This is a genomic window from Gluconobacter sp. DsW_056 (assembly GCF_002153595.1).
GTDB lineage: Bacteria > Pseudomonadota > Alphaproteobacteria > Acetobacterales > Acetobacteraceae > Gluconobacter > Gluconobacter albidus.
On record NZ_JOPF01000009.1, the window covers coordinates 89,019 to 101,133 of the forward strand.

Genomic DNA, 12,115 nt, shown 5'->3' on the forward strand with positions numbered 1-12,115 from the left:
ATCCGACTCAGTCGTCGTTTACGGGCCAGATCAATATCAGTGGTCATGCTCATCCGATCAGCACCCGGTCAACCAGAAGCCCGCAGAACAGCAGGAACAGATAAGCCAGCGAATAGCGGAACGCAAACCGCGCCGGCTTGTCCTTCGTCAGGCTCACCCCTTCCGCATCCTGCTGGTCCGTCAGAACCCGGAACGCACACAGAATGAAGCCCAGATCCAGCAGGCTGGTCACAACCGTATAGGTCAGCCCGACTTCATGCACGAAGCTCGGCACCAGCGACACTGCCGCAAGAATGAACGTGTAGATCAGGATCTGCCAGCGCGTATGGCGTGCACCCTTCACGACCGGCAGCATCGGTATGCCCGCCTTGCCGTAATCCTTGCACGCATAGAGCGACAGGGACCAGAAATGCGGCGGCGTCCACAGGAACACGATCGCAAACATCGCCACCGGCAGCACGTCCATGGAATTCATGGTTGCAGCCCAGCCGATCATCGGCGGAAACGCCCCCGCAGCCCCACCAATCACGATGTTCTGCGGCGTGCTTCGCTTGAGCCACATCGTGTAAATGACGCTGTAGAAGAAAATCGAGAACGCCAAGATCCCGGCCGCCAGCGCATTCGTCGCCAGCCACAGCACAACCACGGACAGAGCCGAGAGCACGACACCATAAACCAGTGCCGCCTGCTCCGGCATCCGACCGTCGGGAATGGGGCGTACGACCGTCCGCTTCATGATCGCATCAATATCGCGGTCATACCACATGTTGATCGCACCCGCGGCGCCTGCCCCGATGCAGATGCACAGAATGGTAATCAGCCCGATGGGAATGGACGGCCAGCGCGGCGCCACGGCCATACCCGCAGCACCCGTAAACACCACCAGCGAAATCACGCGCGGCTTGAGAAGCGCCAACCATTCACGCAGGGAGGGATCACCATCCTTCCCCGGAATGGAAAAAACCCCCGAAGGGGCCAGAGGTGTCGCCGTATCGCTCATGCCGAGACCCGGGCACGCCCGGTCTCCCTCAACAGAAACAGCCCCACCAGACCAAAGGCCAACAGGCTGACACCCATCAAAATCTCACCATAGATCATCACGCCCGGTACGATCGAACAGAACGCCCCCCCCAGCATGAGACCCGCATGAACCCGGCTCAGCAAAGCAGGAACACGACCGGGGAGAAGCCTCTCGACCCAGGCATAGAACCCGCCACACAACGCCATGATCCCGCCAAACGCCACGGCCGTATGATCGCCGGAATGCCCGGGCAACCCATCAGACAGCCAACCCGCAGCGAAGAGAAGAATGCTGCCAATCGCCCACAGCGCGGCGCCATCCAGATCGCGCTTCTGCTGCCACACATCCCGGCACAGCGCTCCAATCAGCACCACTGACGGCACGATCTGCGTCATCAGGACAAGGCTGGCCCCCACTCCGGATGCAAGAGACCCATACAGACCATCCATCCAGAACAGCGGCCCGCCAATCCCCATCACGCCAAAGACATAAGGCGCAACCGTCCAGGACATTCCGCCACGAGCAGTGCGCGAAAGCAGCGCCGACGTGACCAGCCCGAGTGCCGGGGTCAGCATCAGTGCCATTTCAGGCAGATGGAGCGTCTCAATCAGGACGTCGGTGGTCAGTCCGTCCATCATGCCGCGCGTGACGACAGCAGCCAGAACAGGCGCGACCAGCACAACGCTGCACGCTGTGGCCAAAAGCGACCAGGCCAGCGGCGGCATGTCCCGGAAGCGGCAGGTGCGCCCTTCAAGGCAGGTAGTGATAACATCAATCGCTACCGCCAGAATACCGACCGACCAGAGCAGCAGTGCTACAAATGGCAGAACCGGTAACAGAACCACACCAGCTGACAGAAAACCGAAGCCGGCCAGTGTCAGCCCCCGGAGCACCGTCCGGTCGGTCCCGAGCGCGATTGGCAGAAGCCACTGCCCGAAACCACCAAGCGCCGCAGGACACATGACGAAGAACGTCATGAGAATACCGTGGCAGAAGGCCTGCCCGCTCGTGGGGTGTGTCTGAAGAATTGGCAGGGCCAGCGACCCACCCAGCAGGCCCGCAAACAGGGCCAGCAGAATGAAGGATGTCCCGACTCGGCGGCTGGAGCGGGCCGAGGCAGTATCCGGAGCAGTATCGACGGCCTGATAAGTCATGATCGCGTAGTCGGTCCCTGAACTAGGAATACCGCAGCGAGCGTCGGAATACTCGGCGCCGACACACGTGCGGAACCAAACGCCGATCAGGCGACCAGGGCTGCTGCGTCGCTTTTACTCTCGCATTGCGGCAATGTCACGAGTGTAAACAGCCCTGCAGGTGGAACCGGGGTCAGCGTGGCACGACGTAGATCTTCCGGCGGCAGAAGCGACTCAATGGCGAAATCCGGATGCCAGCCCAGCGAACGCGATGCCCGCGCCATTCCACGCTCAACAGACAGACGCACGCCACCGGTTGCCAGAAAATGATTGACGAACAGGATATGTCCACCGGGCTTCACAACACGCTTGAGCTCGGCCAGCAGGCGGGCAGGATGCGGAACAACGGAAGCCACAAACATCGCCACCGCAATGTCGAAACTGTCGTCTTCGAACGTCGTGGCTTCCGCATCCATTTCCAGCAGATCGTCCACGTTCGTCAGATGCTCCTGAAGCACCCGCATCCGTGCACGCTCCAGCATGTCTTCGGAAAGATCGATTCCCGTGATGCGCTTGCTCTGGGAATAAGCCGGCAGGGCCAGCCCCGTCCCGACGCCGACCTCCAGAACCCTTTCTCCTGGCAGGGCATTGACTGCAGCCACTGCTCTCTTGCGCCCGTAACCCGAGATACCGCCAAAAACAGTATCATAAACACGGGCCCAACGACGATAAGCCGTTTTGACGGCTTCCGCGTCCAGTGCCGAACGCGGGGAAAGGGTTGAGGACATTGTGATATGCGACCTTCTTTGTCCGCTCGGCCTTCACAGGCCAGAGCTATCCGGAACATGTTCAATTCGCACCTTCTTGCCCTCCCCGATAGGCATCTGGCAAGACACGCAGTGTGCATGACGTTTCAAACCCATGCCTCAAAACGGGCTCAGGAGAACAAACGTGCTGATCTATTTCCTTGTTGCGGTCACTTTGGGCGCCTGGGGCGCCGTCTATTTCCTGTATTTCCGCATACCTCTTCAGGACTGGTTCGGTAATCGTTTCGGCCGGGAAAGCACTCCCGAAATCAAAGAACTTGCTCCAGATGAACCCCGGACATCCTTCGCCCACATGCCTTCTTCAGACGAGGATACGCCCTGACAGGCCGCCCTTCCGGGCAGCCCATTCCAACTTTCCTTCAGGCCAGAACGCGTCTTTCGATCGCATCCCAGATCAGCCCCGCACTGTTGATTCCGTCAAAACGATCCAGTTCCTGCAAACCCGTTGGTGACGTGACGTTGATTTCCGTCAGCCAGTTCCCGATCACGTCGATCCCGGTGAAAATCAGGCCATGTTCGCGCAGATAGGGCCCGATCGACTCACAGATCTCCCGATCACGCGCCGTCAGTTCCACACTCATGGCCCGACCGCCCACATGCATGTTCGAGCGCGCCTCACCCGTTGCCGGGACGCGGTTGATCGCACCGATGGCCTCGCCATCCACCAGAATGATGCGCTTGTCGCCCTGACGCACGGCCGGCTCATAACGCTGAATCATGAGCGGCTCACGCGAACGTGCGAAGTGCATCTCCAGCAGCGCCCCCAGATTCTCATCATCCGGCTTGATCCGGAAAATCCCCGCACCGCCATTGCCGAACAGCGGCTTGACGATAATGTCCTGATACTTCTCACGGAACGCCAGAATTTCGCGCGTATCCCACGTCACAAGTGTAGGCGGCATCAGATGCGGAAAATGCGTCACCAGAAGCTTTTCCGGCGCATTGCGCACAGCCACCGGATCGTTCACCACCAGCGAGCGACCTTCGCCCACACCATGCACGTGCTCAAGCATATGCGTCGCCGTGATATATCCCATGTCGAACGGCGGATCCTGACGCATCAGGATCACATCCGTCTGCCCCAGATCCAGCACCTGCTCTTCGCCAAACGTCGCGTGATTGCCACGCTCGCGCCGCACCTCGACCCGTCGCGCCCGTGCCTGTACACGGCCACCCTGACCCTGCCCTTCGACAAGGCTCAGCGTCGTCACCGGATAGACCCACAGCTCATAGCCGCGCGCCTGCGCTTCGAGCATCATCGCAAACGTGGAGTCGCCATCAATATTGACGTACTCCAGCGGGTCCATCTGAACAGCAACACGAAGAGAACGGGACATCGAGAAACTCCGGCAGGGAGAAAGGGGAGTGGTCCAGTCCTCTGTAACCGCATGACCCGGTTTTTCAAAATCCCGCACCCCGGAGTTTCCTAAATGACTACCCCACGTCGCGCTCCGTTTCAGGTTCTCGTCCTGCCGTTCCGCAAGACCGATCGCGGCACCGAATACGCCCTCTTCCGCCGCAGCGATTCCGGGGACTGGCAACCCATCGCAGGCGGCGGTGACGACGGCGAAGCACCCCTGCAAGCCGCCAGACGCGAAATGCAGGAAGAAAGCGGCCTCTCGGCCGACACACCCCTTTTTCCGCTACAGGCCAGCGCCACCATCCCGGTCAGCCATTTTGCAGCCCGCGCCACATGGTCACCGCGGCTCTACGCTATCCCGGAACACTGCTTCGCAGCCGATGCCACGGGTCAAACCCTGTCTCTTTCCGCCGAACACACGACCTGTGGCTGGTTTTCTTACGAAGACGCCCGCCACCACCTGACATGGGACTCCAACCGCACGGCACTCTGGGAAACAGCCGAACGCCTGTGCGACCGCACGCTCCTGCCATGAGCAATCAAGCCGCCGCCACCGCCATGGGATAGACAATCTTCAAAATCTCGATCTCAACCGGCCCGCGCGGCGTCTGCAACATCGCAACATCGCCCACGCGCGTCCGCATCAGTGCCCGCGCCACCGGCGAGACCAGACTGACCTCGCCGCGCGCCAGATCGGACTCGTCCACGCCAAGGATCGTTACCGTATGCTCGACGTCATCCTCGTCCACATATGTCACGGTCGCGCCAAAAAACACGCGGTCCCGCGTCGTCTGCCCGGCGGGATCGACGATCACCGCATTTTCCAGCCGCTTGCCCAGAAACCGCATCCGCCGGTCGATTTCCCGCAGCCTGCGTTTGCCATACTGATAATCCGCGTTCTCCGAACGGTCCCCATTACTCGCCGCCCAGGACACGATCTCCACAATGCGCGGCCGTTCCTTCTGCGCGAGTTCCTTCAGTTCAGCGCGCATCACCGCCGCACCTTTCGGCGACAGATAATGCGAAAGCGGCGTCTTTTCAGCCATCTCAGCGCCCCCGGCCACGCTTCTTTTTCGCAGGATCATACCCGCCCCCACCCGGCCCCAAAGGCACAGGCGTCTTCGGAGCCTTACGCGCACCGGGTCTTCCAGCGGTCGAGTTCGCAATCGGCGGCGGCTCCAGCCCCATATCAATAGCCTCAAGCCGCTTGACCTCGTCACGCAACCGGGCTGCCTGCTCGAAGTCCAGATTGGCTGCGGCCTCGCGCATCCGCTTTTCCAGATCCTGAATCGTAGCAGGCAACGATTTGCCGACGAACTGTTCCGTATCGCCAGAGCCATCCGGCGCCACGGTCACATAATCCTGCTCGAACACCGACGAAAGCGCATCGCCAATCTTCGAGCGCACCGTCATCGGCGTAATCCCGTGCGCCTCGTTCCATTCCGTCTGCTTGGCCCGACGCCGCGCCGTCTCCTCGATCGCGTATTTCAGACTGTCCGTCATCTTGTCCGCATAAAGCAGCACACGCCCATCGACGTTACGCGCCGCACGCCCGATCGTCTGGATCAGCGAGGTTTTGGACCGCAGGAACCCTTCCTTGTCGGCGTCGAGAATGGCCACGACCGAACATTCCGGAATATCCAGCCCCTCACGCAGCAGGTTGATTCCCACCAGCACATCGAAGGCCCCAAGTCGCAGATCGCGGATGATTTCAATCCGCTCCAGCGTATCCACATCCGAATGCAGATACCGGACCTTGACGCCCGCCTCCCCCAGATAGTCCGTGAGATCCTCGGCCATCCGCTTGGTCAGCGTCGTCACCAGAACACGACCGCCCTTGCTGATCGCGTCCCGACATTCATGCAGCAGATCATCCACCTGCCCCTCGACCGGCCGCACATCCGTCACCGGATCAATCAGCCCCGTCGGCCGGATGATCTGCTCGGCGAACACACCGCCCGTCTGCTCCATTTCCCACGGGCCCGGCGTCGCCGACACAAAGATCGACTGTGGCCGGAATGCATTCCACTCCCCGAACGCCAGCGGGCGGTTATCGATGCAGGACGGCAGACGGAACCCGTAATCCGACAGCACGCTTTTCCGCGCCCTGTCCCCACGCTCCATCCCGCCGATCTGCGGCACCGTGACATGACTTTCATCCACGATCAGCAGCGCATCTTCCGGCAGATATTCAAACAGCGTCGGCGGCGGATCGCCCGGCCCACGCCCCGACAGATAGCGCGAGTAGTTCTCGATCCCCTTGCACGCCCCGGTCGTCTCGATCATTTCCAGATCGAACGTGGTCCGCTGAGACAGACGCTCCGCCTCCAGCAGTTTGCCTTCTTCGGTAAACTGCGTCAGCCGCCCGCGAAGCTCGTTCTTGATCCCGATCATCGCCTGATTGAGCGTGGGACGCGGCGTCACGTAATGCGAGTTCGCATAGACGCTGATTTCCGCCAGATCCGCCGTCTTGTTTCCCGTCAGCGGATCAAACTCCACGATCTGGTCGATCTCATCGCCAAACAGCGACACACGCCAGGCCCGGTCCTCGTTCTGCACCGGGAAGATGTCGATCTGCTCACCCCGCACCCGGAACGTCCCGCGCTCGAACGCCGCGTCATTGCGCCGGTACTGCAACTCCACCAGCGCCTTGATCAGCCGTTCGCGGTCAATGGACCCGCCGACCTCAAGCCGCACCACCATTTTCGAATATGTCTCGACCGACCCGATACCGTAAATGCAGGAGACGGATGCAACGATGATGACGTCATTACGCTCCAGCAACGCCTGTGTGGCGGCATGGCGCATCCGGTCGATCTGCTCGTTGATCTGGCTGTCCTTCTCAATATACGTGTCCGACCGTGGCACATACGCCTCCGGCTGGTAGTAATCGTAGTAGGACACGAAATACTCGACCGCATTGTCCGGAAAGAACTGCTTCATCTCCCCGTAAAGCTGCGCCGCCAGCGTCTTGTTTGGCGCGAGGATAAGCGTCGGCTTCTGCGTTGCCTCGATCACCTTCGCCATGCTGAACGTCTTGCCAGACCCCGTAACGCCCAGCAGAACCTGATCCCGCTCGCCGCCCTCAACGCCCTGCACAAGCTCCGCAATCGCTGTCGGCTGATCGCCCGCCGGATCATAGTCCGACTTGACGACGAGTTTACGCGTCTTGGGTTTGACGGGCTGCCTCTCGGGAAGAAACTGCGTCAGGGGCATGGATGCGGCATTGCGCACGGAAGAGGTCGGTTTTGTGGCCATCATCCCAAGATGGGAAACCCCGTGACACAGAGCAAGAGGCATCTGCACACACATCCGGACGGACAGCATTCCGCCTGCGTATCTTTATGACATTTTATTGCTGAAAGGGATGGAGAGACTCGCAGCCCGGCGGTATCAACAGCCATGTCTCTTTGAAGGAAAAACCGTCATGGACGTCCAGACGATCGAGCAGACCTACACCCAGCTCCAGCAGCAGGCCCAGCAATCCGCGCAGGCGCTTCAGGCTCTCGGCTCCAAGATGCAGGTTGCTGCCCAGACCGGTGACATGCAGGCCCGCGAATGGTCTCTCGACCTGCGCGAACTCGCCCTCGCCTTCCAGGCTGAACAGCAGCAGGTCACGAACCTCCTGCAACAGCTCCACGCGGCCCTCGCCAACGCTCAGCCCGATTACGGCACACAAAACCCCTATCAGGCTCCGACGCAGCAGATCCCCGTCCAGCCGGTGCAGTCCGTGCCCGACAACAACTTCATCTCGGACATTCTCAATTCCGGCTTCGCCCGCTCTGTCGAAGCCGGTGCCGGATTCAGCATCGGCAACGATCTCATCAAGGAAATCTTCTGATTTTCCTCAAGACCCTTCCCTCAGGGGCGCCGGGTCAGATGAATGCCCGCCATCATGCAGCGCACAGACCCACCGGCCAGTTCAATGGTCGGTACGTCGAGCGGCAAAAGCGTGGCCGAACGTTCGATCGCCCGGATCTGCTCTGGCCGGAGCGCCGTCAGGGCGCGGCGTGACAACGCCAGAACGCGCCCTCCGGCGCCCGAAAGCTCCAGAGCATTTCCTGCAAAATCGTTGATCTGCCCAAGGGAAAGATCAACGATCTCCCGACCATTCTCTGCAAGCCTGTCATGCACCTCCCGACGGCGGACGGGATTACCGATCGTTTCCAGGCCGATCAGCGCAAACTCCGTTCCCACACACATCAGGACATTGGTGTGGTAAATGAGTCGTCCGCCCTCATCTGCGGCATCGAAAACGATCGGCTCGAAATTGAAATGCGTGCAAAAGCGCTCCATGGCCACTTCGTTGGTCCGGTTGGACTTCGCCGCATACGCAATCCGGCTGATATGATCGAGAACCATGGCCCCCGTTCCTTCCAGCGACAGGCCATCCTGCTCCAGCCCTGAATAATCAATGACATCCTGAACGCGATACTGCTGTTTCAGCATCTCAATCACATCTGAACGCCGCTCCCGCCGCCGGTTCGGTGAAAACATCGGATAAATGGCGACGTGACCGCCCGCATGCGTCGAGAACCAGTTGTTCGGAAACACGGAATCAGGCGTCTCCCGGCCCTCATCCTCAAACAGATGAACCTGAACCCCCGCTTTTTCGAGGTTCTCCGCAGCCCGGCTGACCTCGGCATAAGCCTGCTCCGCAATCTCTACACCCGTCCGGGTGCCATCACGGGTCTGGAACAGATTGTCCCCTTCCGTCTCCGGATTGGGGTGGAAATGATGCGGCCGGATCATGACAACCGCTCTGGGGGCCTGAATTGAGAAAGACGTCATCACTGTATTCCCATGGACCAGAAAAATTCAGTTTTGCTGCAAAAGACCAAACAGGTTCCGGGGATCTTCCGGTTCGGCCACAAGGTCGATCTCCGTATAGAATCCGGTTCCCTGAACCTTGTCGCGCAGATATCGCAGCGCCGAAAAATCTTCCGTAGCAAAGCCGACCGAATCAAAAATCGTGATCTCCTGACCAGACCGACGCCCCTCCGCCTCTCCGGTGATGACCTGCCACAGCTCCGTCACCGGAAAATCTTCCGGCATCTGCTGGATCTCGCCTTCGATGCGCGTCTGTTCAGGATATTCCACGAAAACACGCCCGCGCCTGAGAATATCTGCCTGAAGCTCCGTCTTGCCAGGACAGTCGCCTCCCACGGCATTGATATGAACACCGGCGCCAATCATGTTGTCTGACAGGATGGTCGCCTTCAGCTTGTCGGCCGTCACGGTGGTAATCACATCTGCGCCCAGCACCGCCTCCTGACTGCTCCGCTCCACCAGAATTTCCAGCCCGCTTTCCGCCATGTTCTGGCAGAATTTTTCAGCTGCAGCCGGATCGACATCATACACCCGCACATGTGTGATCCCCAGCAGCACCCTGAACGCCGTCGCCTGAAACTCGGATTGCGCACCCAGTCCGATCATCGCCATCACTTTGCTGTCGGGCCGTGCAAGATACCGCGCAGCCAGCGCAGACGTCGCCGCAGTCCGCAGGGCCGTCAACAGCGTCATTTCCGACAGCAGCAGGGGATACCCCGACGCCACATCCGACAGCACCCCGAATGCCGTCACGGTCTGGAGACCCTGCCGCGTATTTCCGGGATGCCCGTTGACGTATTTGAAACCATAAAGCGCAGCATCAGCGGTCGGCATCAGTTCGATCACGCCTTCGGCAGAATGGCTGGCCACACGCGGCGTCTTGTCAAATTCCGGCCAGCGCCGGAAATCGTTTTCGATAAACCCGGCAAGTTCGCTCAAAAAGGTTTCTACCCCGACCGCACGCACTAGACTGATGAGGTTCCCGACACCGACATACTGGACCATGATCTCTCCTGCTTGCTGCTACAGGAAAATGGTGCCGTCACGAATAAGCGGTTTGAATGCACAATCTGTACAGTCTTTCAGGATTCTTATGACAGATCGTCAATCCTGAAATATCATAATGTCCGATGCATATTTTCGATGATCTCGACCGCAAACTGATTGCCGTCCTGCGAGAAGATGGCCGCGCGCCCGTCGCAAAACTCGCCACCATCGCGGGCGTGTCCCGCGCGACCATACAATCACGGCTGGATCGCCTGCTGCAAAGTGGCGCCATTCTGGGCTTCACAGTCCGAGCGCGCGAACATCACGACGAAATCCGCGCCATCATGCTGATCGAAGTCGCTGGAAAATCCACGACGGCGGTTATCCGCTCCCTGCGCGCCATCTCCGAGCTTCACGCCCTTCACACGACGAACGGCGCGTGGGATCTGATCGCCGAAATCCGCACAGACACACTTCAGAACTTCGACCGCGTTCTGCGCGACGTCCGCATGACGGATGGCATTCTCAACTCAGAAACCAGCCTGCTCCTCAGCACCATCTGAACAGCAGGAAGGTGGGCCGTTTTGTCTCAGAGCGAAGACAGCGCCGGGGGCACCTTCGCCTTCGCCAGAGCCTCTTTCTGCCGTGCTGCCAGCACATTCACATCGAAGCCCTCGATCAGTTCCTCGAACATATTGTGCCAGTTCAGCCGCGCCTCCAGGCGCAGGAACGCGCTCCCCAGTCCGATCGCGGAGCGGTCCATCAGCACAAACTCACGCGGCAGTTTCACACCTCCCGTGCGCTTGAGCCCGTCATAGACCTTCTCCAGAACCTGACGCGCTTCCGCCGGATCGTTGCTCTCCTGCATGGAGCAAACCCGGTCCGTCATCAGCGGACGATAGAAGAAGCGTGCCCATTCATTCAGAATACCCGCCGTCTCACGCGAGATTCCGACGAAGCCCCACTTGCTGTAGGCATGGAAGGCCATTTCCTCGTTGTTCTCACGCAGGGCCGTGAACAGATCAATGATCCCCTCCACAAAACGCGGCGAGAAGATCCGCACAGCTCCGAAATCCAGCAGGTTCAGACCATAGTCGTCCCGCACGGTGAAGTTGCCCATATGCGGATCACCGTGAATGACACCATAGCGATAGACCGGCGTGTACCAGGCCTTGAACAATGCCGTGGCCATCGCGTTGCGATCTTCCAGCGGCAGATTTTCGCCCAGAACGACCCGCATGCTTCGGCCGCTCACCCAATCCATCGTCAGCAGCCGTCCGGTGGACAGTTCCTCCACCGGCGCCGGAACCGTCACCTCGGGCGTCTCGGAAAGCATGTCCCGATACAGCCGCAAATGGCTCGCTTCCCGCCGGTAATCCAGCTCTTCGCGCAGTCGGTCCGCGAGTTCTGTATAAACCTCATCCTGCCGGATCGTCGTCTCGAACTGCTTGTAAATGCCCAAAGCCGCCCGGAACTGCCGCAGATCCGAATCCACAGCAGCCTGCATATCCGGATACTGCAATTTGCACGCCACCTCGCGCCCATCGACTAGACGCGCCCGGTGCACCTGTCCGAGCGACGCTGCCGCCACGGCTTCATGGCTGAAGGAGCGGAAATGCTTTTCCCACCCCGCCCCAAGCTCCGCCTGCATCCGACGGCGCACAAAGCTCCAGCCCATCGGCGGCGCGTTGGACTGCAGATGCGCCAGTTCTTCCGCATATTCATCTGGAAGCGCACCCGGGATAGTGGAGAGAAGCTGGGCCGCCTTCATCAGCGGGCCCTTGAGGTTTCCCAACGCCGACTTCAGGCCCTCTGCATGAACGCCCTTGTCCGTCTTGAAGCCCAGACGGTTGCCCGCCATCCGCGCCGCAATACCGCCGACCGCGCCGGAAGTCCGCGCCATGCGACGCAGTTCCCCCATAAGGCCGGTGTTGTCGAGATCCCTCGTCATGATGCT

13 protein-coding genes are annotated in these 12,115 nt (G+C 60.1%); 4 read left to right on the forward strand and 9 right to left on the reverse strand.

The annotated features are described in order from the left end of the window. Positions 1–49: 49 nt before the first annotated feature. The 3 genes from HK22_RS07590 to HK22_RS07600 all read right to left on the reverse strand — a co-directional run bounded on the left by HK22_RS07590 (position 50) and on the right by HK22_RS07600 (position 2,942). Positions 50–1,000, reverse strand: a complete 951-nt coding sequence (locus HK22_RS07590) for a heme o synthase (protein WP_077802452.1) — start codon at positions 998–1,000, stop codon at positions 50–52. Then, positions 997–2,175: a cbb3-type cytochrome c oxidase subunit I gene (locus HK22_RS07595; protein ID WP_086648854.1), complete on the reverse strand. Its 1,179-nt coding sequence runs from the start codon at positions 2,173–2,175 to the stop codon at positions 997–999. Before HK22_RS07595 ends, HK22_RS07590 begins: the two co-directional genes overlap by 4 nt. Before the next feature lie 86 nt (positions 2,176–2,261). Continuing rightward, complete coding sequence (locus HK22_RS07600) at positions 2,262–2,942, reverse strand: class I SAM-dependent methyltransferase (RefSeq protein WP_086648855.1); 681 nt, start codon at positions 2,940–2,942, stop codon at positions 2,262–2,264. A gap of 163 nt (positions 2,943–3,105) precedes the next feature. Between HK22_RS07600 and HK22_RS07605 the strand changes: the two genes are divergently transcribed. Next, positions 3,106–3,303: a hypothetical protein gene (locus HK22_RS07605; RefSeq protein ID WP_062033395.1), complete on the forward strand. Its 198-nt coding sequence runs from the start codon at positions 3,106–3,108 to the stop codon at positions 3,301–3,303. A 37-nt stretch (positions 3,304–3,340) separates the two neighbouring features. Here HK22_RS07605 and gshB read toward each other — a convergent pair whose 3' ends face one another. Then, positions 3,341–4,318: a glutathione synthase gene (gshB, locus tag HK22_RS07610; protein WP_062033400.1), complete on the reverse strand. Its 978-nt coding sequence runs from the start codon at positions 4,316–4,318 to the stop codon at positions 3,341–3,343. A gap of 93 nt (positions 4,319–4,411) precedes the next feature. Here gshB and HK22_RS07615 point away from each other — a divergent pair, with 93 nt between their 5' ends. Continuing rightward, complete coding sequence (locus tag HK22_RS07615; protein ID WP_086648856.1) at positions 4,412–4,876, forward strand: NUDIX pyrophosphatase; 465 nt, start codon at positions 4,412–4,414, stop codon at positions 4,874–4,876. A 4-nt stretch (positions 4,877–4,880) separates the two neighbouring features. Here the strand turns inward: HK22_RS07615 and greB are convergent, their stop codons facing one another. Further along, positions 4,881–5,387, reverse strand: a complete 507-nt coding sequence (gene greB / locus HK22_RS07620; RefSeq protein WP_062033406.1) for a transcription elongation factor GreB — start codon at positions 5,385–5,387, stop codon at positions 4,881–4,883. A 1-nt stretch (position 5,388) separates the two neighbouring features. Continuing rightward, complete coding sequence (gene uvrB, locus HK22_RS07625; RefSeq protein ID WP_086649098.1) at positions 5,389–7,599, reverse strand: excinuclease ABC subunit UvrB; 2,211 nt, start codon at positions 7,597–7,599, stop codon at positions 5,389–5,391. A 169-nt stretch (positions 7,600–7,768) separates the two neighbouring features. Between uvrB and HK22_RS07630 the strand changes: the two genes are divergently transcribed. Further along, positions 7,769–8,182 (forward strand): hypothetical protein, encoded by a 414-nt coding sequence (locus HK22_RS07630; protein ID WP_086648857.1) that lies wholly within the window; start codon positions 7,769–7,771, stop codon positions 8,180–8,182. Between the two features lie 20 nt (positions 8,183–8,202). Here HK22_RS07630 and ctlX read toward each other — a convergent pair whose 3' ends face one another. Both ctlX and HK22_RS07640 read right to left on the reverse strand, forming a co-directional pair. Continuing rightward, positions 8,203–9,132 (reverse strand): citrulline utilization hydrolase CtlX, encoded by a 930-nt coding sequence (ctlX, locus tag HK22_RS07635; RefSeq protein WP_086648858.1) that lies wholly within the window; start codon positions 9,130–9,132, stop codon positions 8,203–8,205. Between the two features lie 27 nt (positions 9,133–9,159). Further along, entirely contained in the window at positions 9,160–10,176 is a 1,017-nt protein-coding gene (locus HK22_RS07640; RefSeq protein ID WP_086648859.1) for an ornithine cyclodeaminase, read from the reverse strand. Positions 10,177–10,301: 125 nt separating this feature from the next. Between HK22_RS07640 and HK22_RS07645 the strand changes: the two genes are divergently transcribed. Further along, positions 10,302–10,721 (forward strand): Lrp/AsnC family transcriptional regulator, encoded by a 420-nt coding sequence (locus HK22_RS07645; RefSeq protein WP_086648860.1) that lies wholly within the window; start codon positions 10,302–10,304, stop codon positions 10,719–10,721. A gap of 26 nt (positions 10,722–10,747) precedes the next feature. Here HK22_RS07645 and HK22_RS07650 read toward each other — a convergent pair whose 3' ends face one another. Then, complete coding sequence (locus HK22_RS07650) at positions 10,748–12,109, reverse strand: AarF/ABC1/UbiB kinase family protein (protein WP_086648861.1); 1,362 nt, start codon at positions 12,107–12,109, stop codon at positions 10,748–10,750. Positions 12,110–12,115 lie beyond the last annotated feature (6 nt).

What these genes read in the sequence shown, in the direction of transcription:
- HK22_RS07600 (WP_086648855.1), bottom strand. Translation starts at nt 2,942, where the DNA reads ATGTCCTCAACCCTTTCCCCGCGTTCGGCACTGGACGCGGAAGCCGTC.
- HK22_RS07630 (WP_086648857.1), top strand. Translation starts at nt 7,769, where the DNA reads ATGGACGTCCAGACGATCGAGCAGACCTACACCCAGCTCCAGCAGCAG.
- HK22_RS07640 (WP_086648859.1), bottom strand. Translation starts at nt 10,176, where the DNA reads ATGGTCCAGTATGTCGGTGTCGGGAACCTCATCAGTCTAGTGCGTGCG.
- greB (WP_062033406.1), bottom strand. Translation starts at nt 5,387, where the DNA reads ATGGCTGAAAAGACGCCGCTTTCGCATTATCTGTCGCCGAAAGGTGCG.
- gshB (WP_062033400.1), bottom strand. Translation starts at nt 4,318, where the DNA reads ATGTCCCGTTCTCTTCGTGTTGCTGTTCAGATGGACCCGCTGGAGTAC.
- HK22_RS07590 (WP_077802452.1), bottom strand. Translation starts at nt 1,000, where the DNA reads ATGAGCGATACGGCGACACCTCTGGCCCCTTCGGGGGTTTTTTCCATT.
- HK22_RS07595 (WP_086648854.1), bottom strand. Translation starts at nt 2,175, where the DNA reads ATGACTTATCAGGCCGTCGATACTGCTCCGGATACTGCCTCGGCCCGC.
- ctlX (WP_086648858.1), bottom strand. Translation starts at nt 9,132, where the DNA reads ATGACGTCTTTCTCAATTCAGGCCCCCAGAGCGGTTGTCATGATCCGG.
- HK22_RS07645 (WP_086648860.1), top strand. Translation starts at nt 10,302, where the DNA reads ATGCATATTTTCGATGATCTCGACCGCAAACTGATTGCCGTCCTGCGA.
- HK22_RS07650 (WP_086648861.1), bottom strand. Translation starts at nt 12,109, where the DNA reads ATGACGAGGGATCTCGACAACACCGGCCTTATGGGGGAACTGCGTCGC.
- uvrB (WP_086649098.1), bottom strand. Translation starts at nt 7,599, where the DNA reads ATGGCCACAAAACCGACCTCTTCCGTGCGCAATGCCGCATCCATGCCC.
- HK22_RS07615 (WP_086648856.1), top strand. Translation starts at nt 4,412, where the DNA reads ATGACTACCCCACGTCGCGCTCCGTTTCAGGTTCTCGTCCTGCCGTTC.